Origin of the sequence: Massilia sp. 2TAF26, assembly GCF_052115005.1 — a bacterium.
Taxonomy (GTDB): domain Bacteria; phylum Pseudomonadota; class Gammaproteobacteria; order Burkholderiales; family Burkholderiaceae_D; genus Telluria.
Genome location: NZ_JBFRFV010000001.1, coordinates 156480 through 180283, shown reverse-complemented (window position 1 = coordinate 180283; position 23804 = coordinate 156480). Strand labels below are relative to the sequence as shown.

General features: G+C 67.8%; 23 protein-coding genes. 9 read left to right on the top strand and 14 right to left on the bottom strand.

From position 1 onward, the window contains the following. The first annotated feature begins 9 nt into the window (after positions 1–9). Positions 10–1371, top strand: a complete 1362-nt coding sequence (locus AB4Z32_RS00845) for an MFS transporter (protein ID WP_441933446.1) — start codon at positions 10–12, stop codon at positions 1369–1371. Between the two features lie 54 nt (positions 1372–1425). On the opposite strand, the gene AB4Z32_RS00840 is transcribed toward AB4Z32_RS00845, so the two are convergent. Continuing rightward, positions 1426–2094, bottom strand: coding sequence for a TetR/AcrR family transcriptional regulator (locus AB4Z32_RS00840; protein ID WP_441933444.1), 669 nt, complete (start codon positions 2092–2094; stop codon positions 1426–1428). 80 nt (positions 2095–2174) lie between these two features. On the opposite strand from AB4Z32_RS00840, the gene leuC reads away from it, so the two are divergent. Both leuC and leuD read left to right on the top strand, forming a co-directional pair. Then, complete coding sequence (leuC, locus tag AB4Z32_RS00835; protein WP_441933442.1) at positions 2175–3593, top strand: 3-isopropylmalate dehydratase large subunit; 1419 nt, start codon at positions 2175–2177, stop codon at positions 3591–3593. 9 nt (positions 3594–3602) lie between these two features. After that, the gene (leuD, locus tag AB4Z32_RS00830; protein WP_441933441.1) at positions 3603–4250 is read left to right on the top strand and encodes a 3-isopropylmalate dehydratase small subunit; all 648 of its coding nucleotides are present in this window, start codon (positions 3603–3605) and stop codon (positions 4248–4250) included. On the opposite strand, the gene AB4Z32_RS00825 is transcribed toward leuD, so the two are convergent. Genes AB4Z32_RS00825 through AB4Z32_RS00815 form a run of 3 tightly spaced genes read right to left on the bottom strand, consistent with a single transcriptional unit; the run spans position 4245 to position 6634 of the window. Continuing rightward, positions 4245–4532: a hypothetical protein gene (locus tag AB4Z32_RS00825; protein ID WP_441933439.1), complete on the bottom strand. Its 288-nt coding sequence runs from the start codon at positions 4530–4532 to the stop codon at positions 4245–4247. The genes leuD and AB4Z32_RS00825 overlap by 6 nt on opposite strands. Then, positions 4533–5630, bottom strand: coding sequence for a non-homologous end joining protein Ku (gene ku / locus AB4Z32_RS00820; protein WP_441933437.1), 1098 nt, complete (start codon positions 5628–5630; stop codon positions 4533–4535). It lies immediately after the preceding gene. Between the two features lie 20 nt (positions 5631–5650). Continuing rightward, the gene (locus tag AB4Z32_RS00815; RefSeq protein WP_441933435.1) at positions 5651–6634 is read right to left on the bottom strand and encodes an SDR family oxidoreductase; all 984 of its coding nucleotides are present in this window, start codon (positions 6632–6634) and stop codon (positions 5651–5653) included. Between the two features lie 170 nt (positions 6635–6804). Between AB4Z32_RS00815 and AB4Z32_RS00810 the strand changes: the two genes are divergently transcribed. Then, the gene (locus AB4Z32_RS00810) at positions 6805–8274 is read left to right on the top strand and encodes a GGDEF domain-containing protein (protein WP_441933433.1); all 1470 of its coding nucleotides are present in this window, start codon (positions 6805–6807) and stop codon (positions 8272–8274) included. Further along, positions 8275–9927 carry a SulP family inorganic anion transporter gene (locus AB4Z32_RS00805; RefSeq protein ID WP_441933431.1) on the top strand — a complete coding sequence of 551 codons (1653 nt, stop codon included), beginning with the start codon at positions 8275–8277 and terminating at the stop codon, positions 9925–9927. A 9-nt stretch (positions 9928–9936) separates the two neighbouring features. Here the strand turns inward: AB4Z32_RS00805 and AB4Z32_RS00800 are convergent, their stop codons facing one another. Continuing rightward, positions 9937–10572, bottom strand: a complete 636-nt coding sequence (locus AB4Z32_RS00800) for a 1-acyl-sn-glycerol-3-phosphate acyltransferase (RefSeq protein ID WP_441933429.1) — start codon at positions 10570–10572, stop codon at positions 9937–9939. 171 nt (positions 10573–10743) lie between these two features. Between AB4Z32_RS00800 and arsC the strand changes: the two genes are divergently transcribed. Then, a complete protein-coding gene (gene arsC / locus AB4Z32_RS00795; RefSeq protein WP_441933428.1) occupies positions 10744–11085 on the top strand; it encodes an arsenate reductase (glutaredoxin) in 342 nt (113 codons plus the stop codon). 20 nt (positions 11086–11105) lie between these two features. Here the strand turns inward: arsC and AB4Z32_RS00790 are convergent, their stop codons facing one another. Further along, positions 11106–12203 carry a right-handed parallel beta-helix repeat-containing protein gene (locus AB4Z32_RS00790; protein ID WP_441933427.1) on the bottom strand — a complete coding sequence of 366 codons (1098 nt, stop codon included), beginning with the start codon at positions 12201–12203 and terminating at the stop codon, positions 11106–11108. A gap of 219 nt (positions 12204–12422) precedes the next feature. Between AB4Z32_RS00790 and AB4Z32_RS00785 the strand changes: the two genes are divergently transcribed. Next, complete coding sequence (locus tag AB4Z32_RS00785) at positions 12423–13277, top strand: aldo/keto reductase (RefSeq protein ID WP_441933426.1); 855 nt, start codon at positions 12423–12425, stop codon at positions 13275–13277. Here the strand turns inward: AB4Z32_RS00785 and AB4Z32_RS00780 are convergent, their stop codons facing one another. From AB4Z32_RS00780 to AB4Z32_RS00765, 4 genes are all read right to left on the bottom strand, one after another. Then, a complete protein-coding gene (locus AB4Z32_RS00780) occupies positions 13278–15056 on the bottom strand; it encodes a putative bifunctional diguanylate cyclase/phosphodiesterase (protein WP_441933424.1) in 1779 nt (592 codons plus the stop codon). Further along, on the bottom strand, positions 15043–16371 hold the full coding sequence (locus AB4Z32_RS00775) for a diguanylate cyclase (RefSeq protein WP_441933422.1): 1329 nt from the start codon (positions 16369–16371) through the stop codon (positions 15043–15045). Before AB4Z32_RS00775 ends, AB4Z32_RS00780 begins: the two co-directional genes overlap by 14 nt. Beyond that, on the bottom strand, positions 16368–16760 hold the full coding sequence (locus tag AB4Z32_RS00770) for a phosphonate transporter (protein ID WP_441933421.1): 393 nt from the start codon (positions 16758–16760) through the stop codon (positions 16368–16370). The genes AB4Z32_RS00775 and AB4Z32_RS00770 overlap by 4 nt, the downstream gene beginning before the upstream one ends. Before the next feature lie 116 nt (positions 16761–16876). Then, on the bottom strand, positions 16877–17308 hold the full coding sequence (locus AB4Z32_RS00765; protein WP_441933419.1) for an acyl-CoA thioesterase: 432 nt from the start codon (positions 17306–17308) through the stop codon (positions 16877–16879). 170 nt (positions 17309–17478) lie between these two features. On the opposite strand from AB4Z32_RS00765, the gene AB4Z32_RS00760 reads away from it, so the two are divergent. Continuing rightward, positions 17479–17838: a hypothetical protein gene (locus AB4Z32_RS00760; protein ID WP_441933417.1), complete on the top strand. Its 360-nt coding sequence runs from the start codon at positions 17479–17481 to the stop codon at positions 17836–17838. A gap of 6 nt (positions 17839–17844) precedes the next feature. Here the strand turns inward: AB4Z32_RS00760 and AB4Z32_RS00755 are convergent, their stop codons facing one another. From AB4Z32_RS00755 to AB4Z32_RS00745, 3 genes are all read right to left on the bottom strand, one after another. Then, positions 17845–18606, bottom strand: a complete 762-nt coding sequence (locus AB4Z32_RS00755; RefSeq protein WP_441933415.1) for a hypothetical protein — start codon at positions 18604–18606, stop codon at positions 17845–17847. A gap of 13 nt (positions 18607–18619) precedes the next feature. Next, the gene (gene pepN / locus AB4Z32_RS00750; RefSeq protein WP_441933413.1) at positions 18620–21262 is read right to left on the bottom strand and encodes an aminopeptidase N; all 2643 of its coding nucleotides are present in this window, start codon (positions 21260–21262) and stop codon (positions 18620–18622) included. A gap of 175 nt (positions 21263–21437) precedes the next feature. Beyond that, positions 21438–22502, bottom strand: a complete 1065-nt coding sequence (locus tag AB4Z32_RS00745; protein ID WP_441933411.1) for an alkene reductase — start codon at positions 22500–22502, stop codon at positions 21438–21440. 167 nt (positions 22503–22669) lie between these two features. On the opposite strand from AB4Z32_RS00745, the gene sugE reads away from it, so the two are divergent. Then, positions 22670–22990 (top strand): quaternary ammonium compound efflux SMR transporter SugE, encoded by a 321-nt coding sequence (sugE, locus tag AB4Z32_RS00740; protein WP_441933409.1) that lies wholly within the window; start codon positions 22670–22672, stop codon positions 22988–22990. Positions 22991–23004: 14 nt separating this feature from the next. Here sugE and AB4Z32_RS00735 read toward each other — a convergent pair whose 3' ends face one another. Continuing rightward, complete coding sequence (locus tag AB4Z32_RS00735) at positions 23005–23781, bottom strand: substrate-binding periplasmic protein (RefSeq protein WP_441933407.1); 777 nt, start codon at positions 23779–23781, stop codon at positions 23005–23007. Positions 23782–23804: the final 23 nt, after the last annotated feature.

The following is a 23804-nucleotide window of genomic DNA, read 5'->3' as shown; positions in this document are numbered from 1 at the left end:
GATTTGCACATGAATACATCACATAAAAAGGTCGACGTCGTCGACCTGCTCGACCACGCCAGAGTGAGCCGGCTGCACGTCAGCCTGATCGTCTGGTCCTTCCTCGTCATGGTCGTCGACGGTTTCGACCTGCAGGCGATCGGCTATGTCGCACCTTCCTTGATCAAGGCCTGGGGACTGAACCGCGCCGCCTTCGGCGTGGCCTTCTCGGCCGGCCTGGTCGGCATGATGATCGGCGCCACCCAGGGCGGCACCCTGGGCGACCGCATGGGCCGCAAGCGCACCGTGCTGAGCGGCGTGCTGGTGTTCGGCGTCTTTACCCTGGTCACGGCCTGGGTCTCGGGCCTGACCGAACTGGTGGCGCTGCGCTTCCTCGCCGGCGTCGGCCTGGGCTGTGCGGTGCCGAACACGATCGCGCTGAACACGGAGTACGCCCCCAAGCGCCTGCGCGCCACCATGGTCACGCTGATGTTCCTCGGCTATACGATCGGCGCCGCCCTGGGCGGGGCCGCCGCGGCCTTCCTGATCCCGCGTTTCGGCTGGAGCTCGGTGTTCGTTGCCGGCGGCGTCGCGCCGCTGGTCGTCGCCGCGCTGTGCGCACGCTTCCTGCCGGAGTCGGTGCGCTTCCAGATCCTGAAGGGCGACCTGGCGGCCGCCCGCAGCCGCCTGCAGGCATGGTTCCCGCAGGCCGGTATCGCACGGGACACGGAACTGGTGCTGCACGAGGAGAAGCGGCCCGGCTTTTCGGCCGGCCACCTGTTCAAGGAAAAGCGTGCGCCCTTCACCATCCTGCTGTGGATCTGCTTCATCGCCAACCTGGTGACGCTGCACTTCATTGCCAACTGGCTGCCGACCGTCATCGAAAGCACCGGCGTGCCGCTGCAGCGCGCCGTGATCGTCACCTCGCTGTTCCAGGTTGGCGGCACCGTCGGCGGCATCATCATCAGCCGCCTGCTGGACCGCGGCAGCCTGCTGCCCCTGGTCGGCTTCTTCGCCCTGGCCGCGCTGATGATCGCCTCGATCGGCATGTTCAGCCGTAGCGAAACCATGCTGGAAGTGATCGTGTTCGCCGCCGGCCTGTTCGTGGTGGGCACCCAGTTCGGCCTGAACGCGCTGGCCGGCAGCTCCTACCCGACCTTCATCCGTTCGACCGGCGTGGGCTGGGCCCTGGGCATCGGTCGCATCGGCTCGATCATGGGCCCGATGGTGGGCGGCATCCTGATCGCGTTGAAGTTGCCGCTGCAGGAAATTTTCCTGTGGGGCGCGATGCCGATGCTGGTGGGCTGCATTGCCTCGGGCATGCTGCTGCGGCTGCGCCAGGGAGCGATCCGCGCCGGCGCCGACCTCCAGGTGGCGGCAGGCTCACATTAGGTGAGCCTGCCGGGCTCACATTAGGTGAGCCTGCCGGGTTCGCACTAAGCGGGCTCAGGGTGCGGCTTCGCCGTCGGCCGGCCGCACCCCGGACAGCGCCAGCGCCAGCAGCTTGCGCAGCCTCTCCACGCCGGCCTCGGGCTGAGGATCGTCATCGTTGAGCCAGCGCCGCACCTCGGTCAGGTAGATCGTCATGCACAGCGAGGCGATGTCGGCGGCGGCATGCTCGCGCCCGATGCGCCCCGCGTCCTGCTTGGCGCGGATGATTGTTTCGAGCAGCTCCACGATGCGTCCGCGGCGGCCGTAGAAGCGGGCGGTCTCCGGTCCCTGGCCGGTGCCGCGCGACAGGAAGTCGAAGGTTTCCTGGACAGCGGGGCGGGCCAGGCGCGGCTCGCTCGCCCAGTAGGCGTAACGGCGGCCGAAAAATCCGGTCAGCTGGTCGATCAGTGGACCTTCCCAGCGCCGGGCTGCCAGCTCGTCGTTCACCTGGTCGAGATCGTCGTTGATGATCATCATCAGGAGGTCGCGCTTGTCTTTCGCATACACGAACAGGGTGCCAATGGCGACCTCGGCGGCGTTCGCGATCTCGCGTGTGGTGGCATCCTCGTAGCCCTTGTCGAGGAAGACCTTGCGCGCGGCCTGCTTGATGCGGCGGCGCTTTTCCAGCTTGCCGCGTTCGCGCAGGCCGAGCTTGGGGGCGGTTGTGTCGTCGGTGTCTGTCATATGGAAAGTATATCGAGTTCGCCATGTGAAATAAATAGAGCGCGCTCATTTTTGATCATGTTGTTGAAAGGAAGTATCAAATGACGGCAGCCAGAACCCTTTACGACAAGCTGTGGGACGAGCATGTGGTCCGCGTCGAAGACGACGGTACCGCCCAGCTCTACGTCGACCGCCACCTGCTGTACGAAGTCACCAGCCCGCAAGCCTTCGCCGGCCTGGCGCTGGAGCGGCGGGTGGTCTGGCGGCCCGGCGCCAGCCTGGGCGTGTGCGACCACAACGTACCGACCAGTGGCCGCGCCGGCGGCATCCGTGATCCGCTGTCGCGCATGCAGGTCGAGACCCTGGAAGCGAACTGCGACGCCCACGGTATCGCCCAGCTGCGCCTGCTCGATCCGCGCCAGGGTATCGTGCACGTGGTGGGCCCCGAGCAGGGCGCCACGCTGCCCGGCATGACCGTGGTGTGCGGCGATTCCCATACCAGCACCCACGGGGCCTTCGCCGCGCTGGCGTTCGGCATCGGGACTTCCGAAGTCGAGCACGTGCTGGCGACCCAGACCCTGCTGATGAAAAAGAGCGGCAACATGCTGGTCGAACTGGAGGGCAGCCTGGCACCCGGCTGCACGGCCAAGGACCTGATCCTGTACGTGATCGCGCAGATCGGCGCCGACGGCGGCAATGGTATGGCGATCGAGTTCGGCGGCAGCGCCGTGAGCGCACTGTCGATGGAAGGCCGGATGACGCTGTGTAACATGGCGATCGAGGCGGGCGCGCGCGCCGGACTGGTGGCGGTCGACGATACCACCATCGCCTGGCTGGAAGGCCGGCCCGGCGTGCCCCGCGGCGAGGAGTGGCGCCAGGCGGTCGATCACTGGCGTGGCCTGGCCAGCGATCCGGATGCCCGGTTCGACCGCCGCGTGCGGCTCGAGATCGGCGGCCTGCGCCCGCGCCTGACCTGGGGAACCTCGCCGGCGATGGCCGGCGACATCGATGGACAGGTGCCCGATCCGGCGCAGGAACAGGACGCGGGACGCCGCGCATCGATGCGGCGCGCCCTCGACTACATGGGCCTGGAGCCGGGACAGGCATTGAACGGCTTGCGCTTCGACCGGGTCTTCATCGGCTCCTGCACCAACAGCCGGATCGAGGACCTGCGCGCCGCGGCGCAGGTCGTGCTGCGGATGGGCGGACGCGTCGCGGCCGGCGTGAAGCAGGCGCTGGTGGTGCCAGGCTCCGGGCTGGTCAAGCTGCAGGCCGAACGCGAAGGCCTCGACCGGGTGTTCGTCGAAGCCGGCATGGAGTGGCGCGAGCCGGGCTGCTCGATGTGCCTGGCGATGAACGAGGACCGCCTCCAGCCGGGTGAGCGCTGCGCCTCGACCTCGAACCGCAACTTCGAAGGCCGCCAGGGCGTCGGCGGCCGCACCCACCTGATGAGTCCCGCGATGGCGGCGGCGGCGGCCCTGGCCGGCCATCCCGTCGACGTCACGTCCTTTTTCGCCTGAGGAGCCGCCATGCAAGCATTTACCGTACTGCGCGGTGTGGCCGCGCCGCTGGACCGCGACGACGTCGATACCGACGCCATCATCCCCAAGCAGTTCATGAAGTCGGTCGAGCGGACCGGTTTCGGTCCCAATCTGTTCGACGCCTGGCGCTACCTCGACATCGGCGAACCCGGCATGGACCATGCGGCGCGGCCGAGGAATCCAGAGTTCGTGCTGAACGACCGGCGCTACGCCCAGGCAAGCATCCTGCTGGGACGCCGCAATTTCGGCTGCGGCAGCTCGCGCGAGCACGCACCCTGGGCGCTGCTGCAGGCCGGCTTCCGGGTGGTCATCGCGGCCAGCTTTGCCGACATCTTCATGGGGAACTGCTACAAGAACGGCCTGCTGGCCGTGCCGCTGGGCGTGGAAGCGATGGATCGGCTGTTCGCGGCCGCCGGCGGGCCGGAGCCCTTGCTGCTCGAGGTCGACCTGCGCGCCCAGACCGTTACCGGGGCGGGCATTGCGGAGCGCTTTGCGATCTCGCCATTCGTCCGCGAGAATCTGCTTGCCGGGAAGGACGACATCGCGCTGTCACTGGCGCATGCGAGCGATATCGCAGCCTTCGAAGCGCGCCGCCATGCGCGCTATCCGTGGCTGGCGCGGGCGCTGGCCTTATGAGGCGGGCTGGGCCCCGGATTCGTTGCGGGTCTCGGCTTCGGCCTCCTTATGATTCCGCACGATCCCCCGCACATTCATCGCGCACAAGCCCGCCTGCAGCGCAATCAAGGCCCAGGCCTCGTCGTGCACGCCCCACACGATCCACAGCAGGTTGCTGACGATGAAGGTATAGAAGCCGAAAATCCGCCGCCTGGCGTGGCGTGCACCGACTAAAAACGCGGCGCCCAGGGTGACCGCCATCGCCGGCCATTGCAGCAGATCGATCAGCGTATCCCAGTCCACTCAGGCCGCCTTCCTGCGCCTGGCCGGGGTCTTGGCCGCCGTGGCGGTGTTGGACGCAGCGGCCGTGCGCTTGGCGGGCGCCTTCGAAGCGGCGGTCTTCGTCGCAGTCTTTTTTGCAGCCGGCTTCTTGGCCGCGGTGGCGCGCGCCTGCGCGGTGGGGTGCGAAGCCGTCTTGCGGGCGCGCTGCGGCGGTGAGTCGGTGCTGTCCTCGTCCTCGTCCTCGTCGCTGGACGGCTTGCGCGACTTGCGTGGCGGCGGGTCGTCATCGTCGTCGCCGTCGCCGTCCGCATGCGCGGGCGCCGGTTTCTTGCCCAGGCTGGCCTGCAGCAGCGAGACCAGGTCGATGACGTTGGATTTCTTCGGGCTGTCTTGGTCCGGCTCCGGCATGGTGATGGTCTTGGTCTGGTTGGCCGCGATCTTCTTCTTCACCATCGCCATCACGTCTTCGCGATAGGTGTCGTGGTACTTCTGCGGCTTCCATTTCTCGCTCATTCCTTCGACGAGCGCCTTGGCCATCTGCAGTTCCTTTTCCGTGAGCTGGGCCGCCTTCGAGTTCTCGTCGGGAATCTTCAGTTCGTCGGTGGGGCGGATCTCGTCCGGGTAGCGCAGGGTGTTGAGGACGATGGTGTCGCCCACGCAAACCAGCGCCGCCAGGTGCTGCTTGACGCGGATGACGACGTTGGCGATGCCGATCTTGCCGACTTCGCGCAGGGTTTCGCGCAGCAGCGCATAGACCTTGTCGCCGCCCTTGCCGGGCGCGAGGTAGTAGGGCTGCTCGTAGTAAATCAGCGGCACCTGTTCGGCATCGACGAAGGCCAGGATGTCGATGGTGCCCGTGGCCTCCGGATTCGCGCGGCGCAGGTCCTCGTCGGACAGCACCACGTATTCGTCGGTCGCGTACTCATAGCCCTTGATGATGTCGTCCCAGGAGACTTCCTTGCCGGTGTTCTTGTTGTAGCGCTTGAAGCCGATCGGCGAGAAGTCGCGCCGGTCGAGCATGTGCAGGTCCAGGCCGTTGTCGCTGGTTGCCGGGTACAGTTCGACCGGGATGTGCACCAGACCGAAGCTGATCGCACCCTTCCACATACTCCTCGCCATGATCACACTCCTTTAGTAGATCACTCGCCCACCGAACCCGTAATCGGCAGCACCACGCCCGTCACATAACCCGAGCACACGTTCGACGCCAGGTAGACGTAGGCCGGCGACAGCTCTTCCGGCTGGGCCGGGCGGCCGAAGGTGGTCTGCTGGCCGAACTTGGTGATGTCCTCGGGCGGCTGGTCGGCCGGGTTCAGCGGGGTCCACACCGGGCCCGGGGCCACGGCGTTCACGCGGATGCCCTTGTCGAGCAGGTTGGCCGCCAGCGACATCGTGAAGGCGTGGATGGCGCCCTTGGTGGTCGAGTAGTCGAGCAGTTTCTTCGATCCCTTCAGGCCGGTGACGGAACCGGTGTTGACGATCGCGGCGCCGCGCTTCATGTAGGGCAGACAGGCCTTGGCCATGTGGAAGTAGCCGTAGATGTTGGTCTTCATGGTCTCGTCGAAACGGTCTTCCGTCAGGTCGAGCAGGGACTCGGCATGCTCCTGGAAGGCGGCATTGTTGACCAGGACGTCCAGGCGGCCGAATTTGGCGACGATCTGGTCGACGGCCTGCTGGCAGAACTCCATGTCCTTGACGTCGCCGGACACGGTCACGCACTGCTGTCCCTCGGCTTCGATGTGGCGCTGGGTCTCGGCGGCGTCCTCGTGCTCGTTCAGGTAGAGGATGGCGACGTCGGCGCCTTCGCGCGCGAACAGGATCGCGACCGCGCGGCCGATGCCGGAATCGCCGCCGGTGACGATCGCCACCTGGCCGGCCAGCTTGCCGCTGCCCTTGTAGTGCTCGGCCATGAATTTCGGCTTCAGTTCCATCTGGGCTTCGAGGCCGGGCTTGGCCAGGTGCTGGGCCGGAAAGTCGCCCGACGGCTGCCGGATGCCGGTCTGGGCTGGTTTCACTTCGCCTGCGCCCGAGCCATGATCGCCTTTCTGCATGCTGCCGTCCAGCTGGTCCTGGCGGTTCTGAATCGCTTTCTGCTTGTTCGCTACATCATCCTGGTTTGCCATGCCGATCTCCTTGTGCACTCGGTAGTACGTCATCCTTCAGTATTCCCGCCGGGTGGGCTTCGCTACCGTGCGCTTCCACACACAGCGCCGCAATTGCTAGGCGCGCATGGTGCTTTGTGGCAAACTTCAGCCCGTAGCACGCTATACCTTCAGCTTTTCCAGGAGTGCAGATGTCGCAGCTGACCGAGCAGGATGCAGGATGGACCGGGATCTACCTCAGCCCGATGGCGCCGCGCCGCGCCGACTTCGCCCAGGCCTGCGGGCCGCTGTTCGCGCGCCTGGACCTGGCCGATAGCCCCGAGGCCGCGCTCGCGCTGCTGGCCGCACAGGCACCCCGCCTGTTGATCGTCGACCTCGAACGCTTCGAGCCGGGCATCGATCTCGATGCGCTGGGCGGCCTGCTGGCGCGTCGCGGCGGTGCCCGGGTGCTGCTGCTGTGCCCCTTCGCCAACGCCCGCTGGCTGCCGCTGCTGAACGCATCCGGTCCGGCCGCGTATGCGGTCACGCCGATCGAAGCGCCGCGCCTGCAGGACGTCGTGCGCGCATGCCTGGAGACGCCTGCCGGCGGCGCCCCGGCCGCCGATGCCGGCGCCTTGCGTGCGCTGCTGGCGCTGCGCGCCCGCGTGCAGGCGGCGCTCGAGGAAGGCGAAGAAGAAAGCCTGGCCGAGCGCCTGTGCCGGGCCTTGCTGGCGTGGCCGGGCGTACTGCACGCCGCCATGTTCCAGCTGCGGGGCGACAACGACCTGCAGCTCGAGGCCGAATCGGGCCGCGGGCCGGCCGCCGGCCTGCGCCTGGCGGCGCTGCTGCAGCGTGGCGAGCGCCTGCTGCAGGCGCCGCTGCGCCATGCCTTCCCCGGCCTGCTGGCCGCCGCCAGCGGTGAACTGGTCCTGCTCGACACCCTGGAGCAGGCCGGCGAGCCGGCGCTGGCCGAGACCCTGGGCGCGCACGGCGTGGTGCAGGCGCTGGGCATTCCGGTGCCGGCCGACGGTCCCGGCGCCCCGCGCGGCGCGCTGTCGCTGCTGCTCGACGACGGCGCGGCGCTGGCGCCGGAAGTCTTCGACACCCTGCGCGACTGCGCCGCCATGGCCGCGCTGGGCCAGCGCCAGATCGACATGAACATCGAGAGCGAGCAACTGCTGGCGCGCCTGACCTATGTGTCGACCATGGACGCCCTGACCGGCGTCGCCAACCGCCGCCACGGCGAGGAACTGCTCGAGCGCGAGGTGCGGCGCGCGCGCCGCTACCGCACCCCGCTGGCCCTGCTGTCCTTCGACATCGACCGCTTCAAGGCCATCAACGACAACTACGGCCATCCGGTCGGCGACGTCGTCCTGCGCACGGTGGCCGACTGCGTGCGCGCGGTGCTGCGTTCGAGCGATGTGCTGGTGCGATCGGGCGGCGAGGAATTCCATGTGATCGCGCCCCACACCAGCGCCATCGACGGCCTCAAGATGGCCGAGAAGATCCGCCAGGCGGTCGAGCAGGCCGCGATTCCCGGCTGCGACCACGTGACCGTCAGCCTGGGCGTGGCCCAGCTGGGCGAGCAGGAGAGCGCCGATTCCCTGTCCCGGCGGGTGGACGCCGCGATGGCGCGCGCCAAACGGGCGGGGCGCAACTGCGTCGAACTGGCGATGCAATAGATGCTGGGCTGGTTGAAGGGCTACCGGCGCGCCTGGCTGCCGGGCGACCTGGGCGCGGGCGCCGTCGTCGCCATGATGATGATCCCGCAGGGCATGGCTTACGCCCTGGTGGCCGGACTGCCGCCGGTGGTCGGCCTGTACGCCAGCATCGCACCGCCGCTGCTGTACGCGCTGTTCGGCACCAGCAGCACGCAATCGGTGGGGCCGATGGCGATCGTCGCGCTGATGACGGCATCGAGCCTGGCGCCGCTGGCGAGCCATGGCAGCGCGCTGTACGGCGAGCTGGCCGCGCAGCTGGCCCTGCTGTCCGGGCTGGTGCTGCTGGCCTGCGGCCTGCTGCGGCTCGGCTTCCTCGCCAATTTCTTCTCGCGCCCGGTGATGAACGGTTTCACCATCGGCTCCGCGATCGTGATCGCGGTCGGCCAGGTCCGCCCCCTGCTGGGCGCCGCGCCGCCGCACTGGCACGGTCCCAGCGCCGCCCTCGGCCTCGGATCCCTGGCGCTGCTGATGCTGGCGCGCCGCCACGGCGCCGCCTTGCTGAGGCGCTGCGGCCTGGCACCGGGCGCCGCCGATGTCGGGGCGCGCCTGGCGCCGATGGCGCTGGTGGCCGGCGCCATCGCCCTGGTCGCCATCTTCGGGCTCGACCGCATGGGCGTGCGGACCATCGGCCAGGTGCCGGCCGGGCTGCCGCAGCTGAACCTGGCCGTCTCCAGCGCGCACTGGCGGGCGCTGCTCCAGCCGGCCCTCCTGATCGGCTTCATGTGCTTCCTGATCTCGATGTCGGGCGCCCAGACCCTGGCGGCCCGGAAGGGGGAAAAGCTGTCCACCGACGCCGAGCTGGTCGGCCTGGGCGCGGCCAACGTCGGCAGCTTCCTGAGCGGCGCCTTTCCCGTCACCGGCGGCCTGTCGCGTTCCGCCGTCAATTTCGCGGCCGGCGCCAACACCCAGCTGGCCGGGGTGAGCGCGGCCGCGCTGTTGGGCGCCGCCCTGGTACTGCCGACCGGCTGGCTGGCCCTGCTGCCGCTGCCGGTGCTGTCGGCCACCATCATCGTCGCCGTGCTCGGGATGCTGGAGACCGCGACCCTGCGCACCGCCTGGCGCTACGACCGCGCCGACGCGCTGGCGCTGCTGACCACCGCCGGCGGGGTGCTGCTGCTGGGCGTCGAGGCCGGCGTCGTGCTCGGCCTGCTGCTGTCGATGGGCGCGATGATCTGGCGCGAGAGCCGGCCGCATATCGCGGTGCTGGGCCGCATCGCCGGCACCGAACATTTCCGCAACGTCGACCGCTACGAGGTCGAAATCCGCAGCTGCGTGCTGCTGCTGCGCGTGGATGCCGGCCTGTTCTTCGGCAACGTGGAAGCCGTCCACGCGCGGGTCGAAGAAGAGCTGGCGCTGCATCCGGGCGCCCGCGAGCTGGTGCTGGTGCTGTCGGCCGTGAATGCGATCGACACCTCGGCGCTGTTCGGCCTGCTGGAACTGAATGCGGAACTCGGCCGGCGCGGCGTGCGCCTGCACCTGGCCGAGGTGAAGGGACCGGTGATGGACAGGCTGAAGGAATCGAGCCTGCTGGATCGCCTCAGCGGCCAGGTCTTCCTGACCACCGCGAAAGCCTGGGACGCCCTGTCCGCCAGCGACGAATCCTGGTCGGTCTGAGCGCTCCGCTTATTTGCCCGAGGTCTGCTTGCGGGCGTCGTCGGTGCCCGGCTCGGCCAGGCGGATCGGCGCCGCATCCTTCGGATACTTCGCCTGCACGCCTTCGTAGGCCTGGGCGATCGCGGCCATGTCGGCGGCTTCGTCGCCGCTCAGGGTCATGGTCTTGGTGACGTCGACGACCTTTTTGCCGTAATCGATGGACACCAGCAGCACCGGCACCTGGGCCGCCAGCGCGATGCGGTAGAAGCCGCTCTTCCAGTAGGGACGGTAGCCGCGCGTGCCTTCCGGCGTGATCGCCAGCCAGAACCACTTCGATGCCAGCATGGTCTCGGCCAGGCGCCGGATCGCGCCCTGCGGCGCGCTGCGGTCGACGGCCACGCCGCCCCAATAGCGCATGATGGCGCCCATCGGGCCGCGGAACAGGGAATCCTTGGCCAGCCAGCGGAATTGCAGGCCGACCGCCCACTTGGCCAGCAGGCCGACGAAGAAGTCGAGATTCGAGGTGTGCGGGTAGACCACGGCGATGCCGTGCGGGCCGGGCAGGGGTTTGAAATATAGATTCCAGCCGATCAGGTTCAGCAGGCGCAGGGCGGTGCGCTGGCCCCAGGTCGGCAGCTGTGCCGGGCGCGTCAGGTATTCTTGCATTGTGTCTCTTTCAACCGGGCTTCTTTCATTTCGTCCCGGCAAATAAAGCGGCGATTCTATAGCGGGAAAAAACGCCGGACAAGCGAAAAAACTGGAAGCGTTGTAGCGCCGTCGGTATCATGCCTCGCCTGAGCAACAAGACTCACGCATTCTGCAACCTGGGATTTAACGATGGATATCAAGATTTTTCACAATCAGCGCTGTGGCACCTCCCGCACCACGCTCGGCCTGCTGCGCGACGCCGGCCACGAACCCGAAGTGGTCGACTACCTGGCCAATCCGCCCGCACGCGAGGAGCTGAGGGAAATGATCGCGAACGCCGGCCTGTCGGTGCGCGAGGCGGTGCGCAGCAAGGAAGCACGCTACGCCGAGCTGGGACTGGACGGCGCCGACGACGAGGCCCTGCTGGACGCCATGGTCGCCAATCCAATATTGATCAACCGGCCTTTCGTGATCACGCCGAAGGGTGTGCGCCTGTGCCGGCCTTCGGAACGGGTGAACGAGATCCTGTAGAGCGTCAAACGCTCTTGAACTCAGTGCTGGCAGGCGCCGATGTCGACCGAATCCGCCGGCCCGCGCAGCTTGCCGTAGAAGTCGGGCCCGTCGGCGCCATGCTCGAGGCCCTTGCCGATCGCCGGTGAATCCGCCGCCAGGCGGAAGTCCGGCGTGCCGCTGCGCGAGTAGCCGATGAAGCCGGGTGCGGCGGCGACGGTGCCGGACTGGCGCATGCCCTCGGCCAGGCGCCAGTCCGCCCCGCGGTTTCCGAACACCAGGTTGTTGCGGTAGCTGTTGTGCTTGCCCGTCGCGCCCTGTTCGGAAATGCCGTAGCGGTTGTCGAACACGATGTTGTTGAACACGTGGGTATGGTCGTTCGGCCCCTTGCTGTGATAAAAGTCGCCGCCGCCGACCAGGATGCCGGTGTTCGAGGCCGTGACCGTATTGTTGACCACCACCACCCGATTGGCGTCGTGCCACAGGTGGATGCCGGCTTCGGTCACGCGGTAGACGATGTTGTTGCGCACCGTGCCCGAAGTGCTCATGGCGATGCCCTGCACGTAGCGGCAGCCGGGCGGGCCGATGTCGTGCACGCTGTTGCTGGCGACTTCGGAAAACATTCCCTTGTAATAACTGTCGACGGCGATGCCGGCGCCGCCCTTGCTGGTGCAGGGCTGGCCGGTGGCGATGTGGTGCACGTGGTTGGCGGCGATGCGATTATAGGAACCGGTGCTGTAGATGCCTGTAGTCCAGGCTTGTCCGGCAACGTGGGCCGAGCCGTCGACCTCGAAGCCGAGGATGTCGACGTAGCTGGCGCGGTTGTCCCAGGCCACCTCGTGCCGCGAGGCCGGCGGCGGCACCAGGCGGGCCTGCCAGCGTTCGGTGGAGCGGAACACGATGCGGGCATTGGCCAGGCCGTTGACGCTGGTGCGGAAGCCGCCCTGGTAGGTGCCGGGCAGCACGTTGACCGTGGTGCCGGGCGTGACCAGCTGGGCCGCACGGGCCAGCGAGCGCAGCGGTGCCGTGGGCGTGCCGGGGTTGCTGTCCAGGCCGTCCGGCGCGACGTAGAGCTCGGTCGGCACGATCTGGGGCGTGACCGCCACCGGATGGTTGTCCTTGACGGTGCAGCCTGTCATGGCAAGGACTAGAAGAAAGAAACGGAAGCGCGTCAGTGTCATGGTCGCAAGGCATGGGGCCGGTAAGAACCTGTCGGCTCTAAGCGGCCCAGTGTGCGCCTCGCAGGGGCGCGGAAACCCGGCTGCCTCAATCTCGCTTTTGTGCGCGCACAAACCCATGCGGCGCTTTGCTGCATGCCGTGTCTGCGGTATGGTTGGCTTTTACGCAAGGGAGGAAGCATGAAGGGATTGCTGTTGCCATCCGGAAGCCGGATTCCCGTGCTCGGCCAGGGCACCTGGAACATGGGCGAGGATCCATCCGCCCGCCGCGGCGAAGTAGCGGCGCTGCGCCTCGGGCTGGAGCTCGGCGTGACCTTGATCGACACCGCCGAGATGTACGGCGAGGGTGGCGCCGAGGAAGTAGTGGGCGAGGCGATCGCCGGCCGCCGCGACCAGGTGTTCCTGGTCAGCAAGGTCTATCCCCACAATGCCGACCGCCGCGGCGTGCAGGCGGCTTGCGAGCGCAGCCTGCGGCGCATGAAGACCGACAGCATCGATCTCTACTTGCTGCACTGGCGCGGCAACGTGCCGCTGGAAGAGACGCTGGAGGCCTTCGTGCGCCTGCGCGAACAGGGCAAGATCCGCGACTTCGGCGTCAGCAACTTCGACCTCGACGACATGCTGGAAGCGGCGGCGCTGCCCGGCGGCGAACTGATCGCCACCGACCAGGTGCTGTACAACCTGTCCCGGCGCGGCATCGAATGGGAGCTGCTGCCGTGGTGCCGCGAGCGGCGCATCCCGGTAATGGCCTACTCGCCGCTGGAGTCGAACCCGAACGAGCAGGCCGGCCTGCTGGGCAATCCGCAACTGGCGGCGGTGGCGGGCCGCCATGGCGTGACGCCGGCCCAGGTGGCGCTGGCCTGGCTGCTGCGGCAGGAAAACGTGGTGGTGATCCCGAAGGCGGTGCGGCCACAGCACGTGCGCGAGAACCGCGCCGCGCTGGACCTGGCGCCGGCGCTCAGCGCCGAAGACCTGGCCCAGCTGGATGCCGGGTTTCCGCCGCCGCAACGGAGACGGCCGCTGGCGATGCGTTGATCAAGCCGCTTTGCACAGGCCGGCCCGCAGCCAGTCCACGAGGGCCGCCGAAGTCAGCGGCCGGCTGAACAGATAGCCCTGTCCCTTGGCACATTGCTGACCGCGCACGGCGGCGGCCTGGGCTTCGGTCTCGATGCCCTCGGCCACCGTGCTCATGCCCAGGCTCTGGGCGACCTTCACGGTGGCTTCGATCAGCACGCGGTGGTGCTGGCTGGTGTCGGCCTGGCAGACGAAGGAGCGGTCGATCTTGACCGTGTCGACCGGCAGCTGGTGCAGGCTGGACAGCGAGGAATAGCCGGTGCCGAAGTCGTCCAGCGCCAGGGTGATGCCGATCGCCTTCAGCTCGTGCAGGCGCTGCTGCACCTGCTGGTCCTGGGCCGCCAGGCTTTCCGTCACTTCCAGCTGCAGCTGGGACGGGTGCATGCCGGCATCGAACAGCACGCCGCGCACCGTGGCCGGCCACTCAGGCTGGCCCAGCTGGGCGCGCGACAGGTTCACCGCCAGCAGGCGCGGGGCGGCGTCGCCGAGTTCGCGCTGCCAGCCCATGAAGTCGCGGCAGGCGCGGCGCAGCACGAAATCGCCCAGCGCCCCGATCAAGCCCGATTCCTCGGCCACCTGGATGAATTCGAAGGGCGCCACCACGCCGCGCGCCGGATGCTGCCAGCGCACCAGGGCTTCGACCCCGGCCGAGAGGTCGGTGCCGCCGTCGGCGCGCAGGCCGACCACCGGCTGGTAGACCACGAACAGCTGATCCTCGAGCAGGGCCAGTCTCAGGTCCGACTCGATGTCGGCGCGGCGCGCGGCGCGTTCGCGCATGGCGGGCTCGAACATGGTGCACTGGTTGCCGCCGGCGCGCTTGGACTCGACCATCGCGATGCTGGCGTCGCGCAGCATCTCGCCGGCGAAGTCGCCGGCATCCGCGCCCCAGACCAGGCCGATCGACAGCTTGCAGGTGACTTCCTGGCCGCCGGACAGCTGGTGCGGACGGCCCAGCGCGTCCAGCAGGCGCGCCGCGATGCGTTCGGCGTCGTCGCGGCTGCGCAGGCCGTCGAGCAGCACCGCGAATTCGTCGGCGCCGACCCGGGCCGCCAGCTGGCCGCTGCCGCCGTTCGGATCGATGCGGTCGCTGGGCGGGCGCAGGGTAGCGCGGATCCGCTCGCCGATCTGCACCAGCAGGCGGTCGCCGGCGCTCTGGCCGAGGGCGTCGTTGATCTGGCGGAAGCGGTCGCAATTCATGAACAGCAAGGCGAAACCGCCACGGTTCGGATCGAGCCCGTACGAGCGGGCCAGCATCTGCTGCGCCTGCTCCAGCAGGGCTTCGCGGTTCGGCATGCGGGTCAGGGCGTCGGTGCGGGCCGCCGTCTTGAGGCGCCGGGCCAGCCTTTCCTGCTCGCGCTGGACTTCATGGGTGGCGTCGGTGACCACCGCCATCAGGCGGGTCGGGTCGAGCTTCAGCACCGACAGCGAGAGCCACTGCGGCGTGCCGGGCCCGGCGGCGTCGCCGAGCTGCAGGCGCAGGCCTTCGCAGACCGCGCCGGACGGCTCGGTGAAGTTGTCGGTCAGTTCGCGCAGCTGCGGCGCCACGCCGGCCAGCACGGTGAACAGGTTGTCCATGCTGCCGTCGCGCACCAGCGGCATCAGGAGACTGGACGACATCGGGTTCAGCATGTCGACCGCGCCGTCCAGGCTCGCCTGCACCAGGCCGATCGGGGCCCGGTACAGGAACTGCACCAGGGCTTCGTAGGCGTCGGCGTGATTGATCGGCTTATCGGTGTGCATCGCGGTCTCCGCTCCAGCATTCGATCCGGTTGCGTCCGTTCGCCTTGGCGGCGTACAGGGCCCGGTCGGCGCGCTTGATCAGGGTGTCGAGATCGATGGTCTCGCCGGCATCGACGGCGGCGATGCCGGCGCTCACGGTGTACGCGATCGAAACGCCGTCGCACACGACCGGCTGGCTTTCGACCAGGCGGCGCAGGCGCTCGGCCACGGCCTCGGCGCCGGCCAGGGTCGAGGAGGGCAGCAGCACGGCGAATTCCTCGCCGCCCACGCGCGCCACCACGTCGACCTGGCGGAAGGTCAGCGACAAGGCCGCGCCGAGCTGGCGCAGCACGCAGTCGCCGGCCGGGTGGCCATGGCGGTCGTTGATCTGCTTGAAGTGGTCGGCGTCGAACAGGACCAGGGCGATCGGGCGCGGCGTGCGGCGGTTGCGCGTCAGCTCCAGTTCGGCGGCTTCGAAAAAGGCGCGGCGGTTGGCCACGCCGGTCAGGTGGTCGCAGAACACCGACTTGCGGCGCTTGTCGACGGTGTCGCGCTTGTCGCTGATGTCGCGCAGGACCAGGCAGTAGGCCGCTTCGCCGTCGGCGGGCAGGTCCGGCTCGCGGTCCGGCAGCGGCGAGATCATGGCGCTGCCCCAGAACTGGCTGCCGTCCGCACGCAGGCGCGGGCCTTCGTCCAGGCTCCAGCCATTGGCGTCGGCTTCGTGCAGGCGGTCCTGTACCTGCTCGGCGGTGGTCGCGCCTTCGGGATAGAACACGGAATAGGGCTGGCCGACCACCGAGGGCTGGAAGCCGGTCACGCGGCCGATGGTCTCGTTCCAGTCGCTGACCCGGCCTTCGCGGTCCAGCCCGACCAGCGCATAGTCGCTGATGCTGGTCAGCAGGGCGCTCAGCCAGGCGTCGCTCTGGCGCAGCTGGCGCTCGCGGCGCACCTGCTCGCTGACGTCCTGCAGCACCGCCATCAGGCGCGAGCCGTCCAGCTTCAGGAGGCTCAGGGACAGCACCTGCGGCACCCGCATGCGCTTGCCGGCGGCGCCGCTGTTCAGGTGGATGTGCAGGCCGTCGCAGATCATGCCGCTCGGGCGGTCGAAGTTTGCGCACAGGTGGCGCAGCTCGGGCGCCACGTCTTCCAGCGCCGTGAACAGATTGGTCAGGCTGGCGTCGCGCGAGAGCGGCATCAGGAGCTGGGCCGAGATCGGATTGATCATCACGATCTCGCCGTCGATGCCGGTCTGCACCAGACCCACCGGGGCAAGGTAGAGGAACTGGATCAGCGCCTCATGCTCGGCCGCCAGTCGGGCGTGCGCGTCGGCGCTCACAGCTTGCGCTGTACCAGCACGTAGCGTTGCTCGCTGCCCGGCTCGGCCAGCAGGCGCAGCTTCACCTTCACCGGACGCATGCGCAGGGTCAGCACGTAGTCGATGGTATCGTCGAGCGCATTGCCCTCGTCCTGGGCGTCTTCGAAGCGCTGGGCCACCATGAAATTGTTCATGCAGGGGGCGACGTTGGTGAACAGCGGCTGGCCCAGCACGCGCGCGGCGTGCAGGCCGGCGGCGTCGGACTCGGTCTGGTTGTACTTGCAGACACTGGTATCGGCGCCGAAGCCGATCACGCCGAAGTCGAGGCGGTCGAGTTGTTCGGCATTCAGTTGCGCCAGCTGGCCATGGAGGCCGGGCGCGGTGAAAGACAGGTCGGTGGCGGCGGTCATGGCGATGTTTTTTTTGTCGGAAAGCGAAAATTGTTGCAACACAGAAAGGAATGGTGACATGTCAGATTCCGCATGTCAAATCAATCGTGTGCGCATGTGACATTGGCACAAGGGGTTCAGTCGACGATCGCCGGCATGTAGGCGGCGAGGAACTCCTGCGGCATGCGGCGCGGCTTGCCGCTGCCGATCTCGATGCAGACCAGGTCCCAGCGGCCGCGCAGCACGGTGGCGCGGTCGCTGGCGCGCACCAGCTGGAAGCGGCGCGCCATCGACAGCTTGCCGTCGCCGCCCACCAGCCAGGTGGCCAGCAGCAGTTCCTCGTTCTCGAAGGTCGGCAGGATGTAATCGTATTCGCCGCGCCGGATCGCCATCGCGCGGTCAAGGCGCCGGTAATCCTCCAGGCCGAGCCCGAGCGATTCCGAATGGGCCCAGCCGATCTGCTCGCACCAGCGCACGTAGACGGCGTTATTGGTATGGTTCAGCCCATCGATATCGGCGGCGACCGGCACGCGCGGGAGCGTGAAAGGGTTTGCATGATCCCAGTTCAAGACGGTTCCTTCCTGGCGTTTGCGGTAGGGCCGGCCATTCTACAGCCGGTGCATGCGACACGCCAGGACGCGCTTTGCGACAATCAAGGCGGAGATGATGCAGCTCAGGCGTGCGCCGGGAACATCAGGGCGCTAATGTGGTCAAGCATCCGTTCAACGCGGGGGAGCCGATGTACACGATGATTCTGTTGCTGTATCTGCAGGCGGGGCTGGACGTCACCCTCGACCAGGCCAATCTGCGCGGGGAGTTCCGCAGCATGGGCGACTGCGAAGCCGCGGCGCGCAAGCTGCGCGGGCCGATCCCGATTCCGCGCAACGTCCAGGCCGCCTGGCAGGACGTCATGTGCATCAAGATCGATCCGAAGGTCAGCGTCAACCAGATGAAGCCGGTCGAGCTGGGCAAGCTGCTGCAGGAGCATCCGCCACTCGGTTGCCAGGGGGAGGGGGCGTGGGAGCGGGTGGCCGAAATGTGCGTGGCGGCGCCTGCGGCGTCGAAAGGTGGCGCCGACAGCCCGGGCGGCAAGCGCTGAGCCCTCTCAGTCTTTCTTCCACTCCACGTTGCTGGGGCAGGGAATGTTATCGGCCACCTCGTTACCCATGGCCATGCGTCCCATGCCGAGCGGACTGATGTTGCCGCCGCGCCGGCAGATGCTGCCGTTGCCGATCCGCTTGCGGTAGATGACGGTGCCGTCCGGCGAGGTATAGGTGTCGAAGTGCACGCTCTTCGAGCGGTCGACATGGGCCGCTTCGAGGCCGCGCCGGAAGCGTCCCATCGGCGTGTCCGGCTCGTCCGGCACTCCGGATTTCCCATTGCGCAGCCCGCGGTCGATGCGGCCGGCCTGGCGCTTCGCCAGCCCGAGGGCGAAGCCGCCGTCGGCTTCCTTCTGTTCGCGGATCGCGTCCTGGACGGTGGTTGGCGCATGCGCGTCTTCGAGGCGCGGAACTGTGGGCGCCGCAGGCACGGCGGCGGGAGCGGGATCGGCAGGCGTGGCGGCCGGCGCGCCGGACTTCGCCGTTGGCGGCAAGGGGCTGTTGAAGAAATCGGCGATCGGCGGCAGGTGCCCGGCCCGCGGCCTCGGATAGCCCGGCGCGGACGGCGCCTCGGGTTTTGACGGCGTCGGCGGCGGTAGCGCGGGAACGGTGCGCAGCAGCCAGGTTGCCGCCTCCGGCGTCTCCGGCATGGGCGCCGGACGATGCCGCATCCAGGCCGGCAGCATCGCCATATGCATGAAAAAAATCAGCGCCAGCGCAGCGCGGTTCCTGGGAGGGAAACCTGCTGCGCCGGCGCCGTAGCTCATGCGGCGGGCTTGCTTACTTGACCGTCAAGGCCTGCTTGATCGCCACGCAGCGCTGGTCTTCTTCCAGCGTGTCGAGCAGGGCGCGGCGGGTGCCGGCGGACAGGTCCTTCATCTGCGCGCTGGCGGCCTGCAGGCGCTTGACGCTGGCCGGGGTGCAGCCCGACGGGATCATGCTCGGACCGTAGGCGCGCATGTAGACCGGGCCGGCCGTCTTGTCCAGCTGCGGCAGCAGGGACAGGCGCTGGTCGGCGGACTTCTCGGCCAGGGCTTTCTGCTCGGTCGGATACAGGCTGCCCATCGCCGTGCGCACCTTCGAGAACGGCAGCTTGGTCTTGGTGTCCTGGATGGTGCCGAGCCACTCGGACTTCACCGCCGGGTCCGGACGCACCACCGTCGACGCCAGCGCCGCGGCCTGGCCGCTGTCCGACTTGTCGCGCTCCTGCTCGGCCTTCACCAGGTTGGCCGCGCCCGGATAGTCGTAGCGGTTCAGGCGGGCGATGATGGCCCAGCGCAGGTCCTGGTTGATGCTCAGGCCGTCGAGCGTCTGCTTGCCTTCCAGCAGAGCGGCCAGACGGTCCAGCGCCGGACGTGAGCTGGCCACGCCGATATACATGCCGAACCAGCGGCGCTGGAAGTCGTCGTTGCCCTTGGCGGCGACGGCGGCGTTCCAGGCCATGTCCTCGAGCTGGCGGTCGACCTGGTGTGCGTAGGCGCTGTTCGGGTCGATGGCGACGAGGTAATGGCGGGCGGCGCCGACCTTGCCCAGCACGTCGCCCAGCAGGGTGTAGTCCTTCTCCTGCGGCGCGTTGTTCAGCGCGGTGGTGATGAATTCGTTGAGCGGCAGCTTGGCGTCGCGCACGCCGTCCCACAGGCTCTGCCACAGCATGGCGCGCAGCAGAGGATCGTCGACGCCAGAGAGGCCCGTGCGCGCGGTGTCGAAGGAGCGCTTGTCCAGCTGGACCTTCACGAAGCCCCAGTCCTCGAAGTTCGGGTACACCAGGTCGGGGCAGCTGGCGCCGACCATGCCCGGCACGGCCGTCTTCGCGCCCTTGTAGATGATGGCGACGTTCTTGTCGAGCTTCAGTTCCTTGCCGTCCAGGCGGAAGCTGGCGACCTGCACGCGCTGTTCGCGCAGGGTCGGGAACTGCTTCGTGGCCGACTGGTCGAGCGTGAACGAAGCGATCTTGCCGTTCTTGCAGCTGAAGCTGGCGGCGATGGTGTTCACGCCCGGCTGGTACAGCCACTCCCTGGTCCAGCCCTTCAGGTCGCGGCCGGCGGCGTCGCCCAGGCTGCCGATGAAGTCGTCCAGGGTGGCGTTGCGGTACTGGTACTTGACCAGGTAGTTGTGCACGCCCTTGCGGAAGGTGTCCGCGCCCAGCAGGTGGCGCAGCTGCATCAGGGTCGAGGCGCCCTTCGAATAGGTGATCGCGTCGATGTTGTCGAAGGCGTTCTGGGTCGACGGCACCGGCACCTCGATCGGGTGGGTGGTCGAGCGCTGGTCCTGCGCATAGGCGCTCTGCTTGCCTTCCGAGTAGAAGGCGCGCCAGGCGTCCTTGAACTCGGTGGCTTCGGCAGTGGCCAGGGTGCCCATGAAGGATGCGAAGCTCTCGTTCAGCCACAGGCCGTTCCACCACTTCATGGTGACCAGGTCGCCGAACCACTGGTGGGCCATCTCGTGCATGATCACCGCGGCCAGGCGCTGGCGCTGCTCCGAGGTCATGTCGGCCTTGTACATGAAGCCGCGCTCGGCGAAGGTGATGGCGCCGGCGTTTTCCATCGCGCCATACAGGAAGTCCGGCACCAGGATCTGGTCGTATTTCTCGAACTGGTAGGGGATGCCGAAATAGTCGTCGAAGAAGGCGAGGCCGGACTTGGTGTACTTGAACCACTCGGCCGGCTTGATCTGCGAGGCAACCGACTGGCGCGCGAACAGGCGCATCGGGTACTTGCCGCTGCTGTCTTCCCACTTCTTGTAGGGGCCGGCGTGCATCGAGAAGTTATACGGGCTCAGCTTCTTGGTCCTGGGGAAGGTCCAGCGTTTGGCATCGCCATCGGCATCGATCTTCGTCTCGCGGGTAGTCGAGATCACTTCCCAGTCGGCGGGGACGGTCACGTTGACCTGGTAGGTGCCCTTCAGGTCGGGCTGGTCGAACACCGCGAACATCTGGTGGGCGGCGGCCGGCTCGAAGTGGGAATAAGTGTAGACGCGGCCGTCGACCGGGTCGACCATGCGGTGCAGGCCTTCGCCGTTGGTGCTGTGCGGACGCTCGTACGCGATGGCGACGGTATTGCGGCCCTTGACCAGGTCGCCGGCGGCCAGGGTGATGAACCAGCCGTTGTACTGCGGGGTAACGCTCTTGCCGTTCACCGTCACCGACTTGACGCTAGCCTTGTCGAGGTCGATGGTGAGCGGGCTGGACGCATCGTTCAGGTCGAAGCTCAGGGTCGTGGTGCCGCTGAAGTTCTCCTTGCCGGTCAGCGTGAAGTCGAGCACGTAGTCGACGTTCGAGACGCGGGCGGCGCGGGCGGCGGCATCCTGTTGCGACAGGAAGGCGTTTTCGGCGCGCGGCGCGGCGGCGGTGGCGGCATGGGTGGCGGGAGCGAAGGCCAGCGCGGCGGCGATGGCGAGCGGCATCAGGCGAAGAGCAGTTTTCACGGTTATCCTTGCGGCGATGGTCTGGGAATGAATCGCGCAAGAATAGCATGTCAGCAACATTAATCGTACTGATATGCCGGCCGGAACGGAGATTTTTTGCTGCCTTCGCCGCCCGTAGGGGGAAGTAAATACCCTTCGATATATGCATGCATATATCGAAGGGCGGCAAAAGCGCTTAGCCGTTCGCCTGCAAGGCCGGATAGTCGGTATAGCCCTCCGCACCCGGTGCGTAGAACTTGTCCGGACGCGCCGGGTTCAGCGGGGCGCCGGTCTTCAGGCGGGCCGGCAGGTCGGGGTTGGCGATGAACCACTGGCCCCAGGCAACCGCGTCGGCCTTGCCGCTGGACAGCAGCTCCTCGGCGCTTTCCTTGCTCATCTTTTCGTTGGCGATGTAGACGCCGCCAAAGATCTCTTTCAGCTGCGGACCGAGGCTGTCCGGGCCGACCGCTTCACGCGCGCAGATGAAGGCGATGCCGCGCTTGCCCAGCTCGCGGGCGACATAGCCGAAGGTTTCCAGTGGGGCCGAATCGCCCATGTCGTGGGCGTCGCGGCGCGGCGCCAGGTGCATGCCGACGCGGTCGGCGCCCCAGACTTCGATGCAGGCGTCCGTCACTTCAAGCATCAGGCGGGCGCGGTTCTCGATCGAGCCACCGTAGGCGTCGCTGCGCTGATTGGTCTTATCTTGCAGGAACTGGTCGAGCAGATAGCCGTTGGCGCCGTGGATCTCGACGCCGTCGAAGCCGGCCTTCTTCGCATTCTCCGCGCCCTTGCGGTAGGCGGCGACGATGCCCGGGATCTCTTCCAGGTCGAGGGCGCGCGGGGTCTCGTATTCCTTGACCGGCCGCACCAGGCTGACGTGGCCGGCCGGCTTGAGCGCCGACGGGGCCACCGGCTGGTCGCCGTTCAGGAACAGCGGATCGGAGATGCGGCCCACGTGCCACAGCTGCAGGAAGATACGGCCGCCGGCCTGGTGCACGGCCGCCGTCACCTGTTTCCAGCCCTCGACCTGCTCGTCGGACCAGATGCCCGGGGTGTCGGCATAGCCCACGCCCATCGGCGTCACGGAAGTGGCTTCCGACAGGATCAGGCCGGCCGAGGCGCGCTGCCCATAGTATTCGGTCATCAGGGCGTTCGGCACGCGGCCTTCGCCGGCGGCGCGCGAGCGGGTCAGCGGCGCCATCACGATGCGGTTCGGCAGCTCCAGCGCGCCGACTTTCAATGGATCAAACAACGAAGTCATTGCTACTCCTGTTCTTGTTGACTGGGGATTCAGTAAGGCCGTGTCATCTTAAAGCACACGCGCAATTCCTGCCGGGATCGCCTCGTTTTTGACGCGCCGGCCGCAGGTGAGTCCATGGCGCCGGTGCTATACTTGCGGCCCTTTGAGTGAAGATGAGCGGAGTTGCGATGAGCTGGGCGTATCTGGTGGTTGCCGGACTGTTGGAAGTGGCCTGGGCCGTGGGTCTGAAATACACCGCCGGCTTCACCCGCCTGTGGCCCTCCGTGTTCACCCTGGCAACGATGGCGGGCAGCGTCGGCATGCTGGGCCTGGCCCTGCGCGCCTTGCCGCTCGGCACCGCCTACGCCATCTGGACCGGCATCGGCACCGTCGGCACCGCAGTGTTCGGGATGATCATGCTGGGTGAGCCGGCGGGCGCCCTGCGCCTGCTGTCGATCGGCCTGATCGTGGCCGGCATCGTCGGCCTGAAGCTGCTTACGCCGGCCTGATCCGGCGCGACGGGTCAGTGCAAGCCCGTCCAGCGCGTGTAGATGCGGTCCAGCTCGCCGTCCGCCTTGAGCTTCTCGAGTGCGGCGCCGAGCAGGCGGGCGAGGTCGGGATCGGCCTTGCGGCTCACCCAGAAATACGAAGGCGCGGCGCCAAGGACCACAGGGAGCACGCGCACGCGCGGGCCGAGCCCCTCGCTGTGGATGTAGTGCTGCAGGGTCACTTCGTTGAGGTAAGCAAAGCGGCCGTGTCCGGCCAGCATCTTGTGCAGGTTGACGCCGTTGTCGTCGGTGGCGTCGTCGACCTGCACGCCGCCCGCTTTCAGCCAGTCCGTGAACACCGAGCCACGCTGGGTCGTGACCAGCGCGCCCAGTCGCACCAGGTCCTGCATGTCGCGCACCACGGCCGTGTCGCCGGCGCGCGCCACCAGCAGATGGCGCGCGACGTACACCGGTTTGCCCACCGGTACCGCGATGGCATTGCGGCGCGGCGAGGCGATCAGGGCGCAGGCGGCGTCCAGCTTGCCCGACTCCAGCCCGGCTTCGATGCCGGGCAGCGAGCGGCTGCGGTCGTAGCCCATGAAATGCAGGCGCGGCTCGATGCGCTCGATCGCGGCCATGACGTCCGGACAGATCCCGGTGACCCGCCCGGGCAGGGCCACCCATTTGGGCGCGATGGCTTCCTGCCCGACGACGCGCACGTCCATGGCCCACGCGCCGGCGCAGGCCGCCAGTCCGACGATGAGTGCCGCCAGGCGGTGAATGTGCTGTGATGCCTTGAAGCTGTTTGTCATTGTTATCGTTATGGTTCTATCAA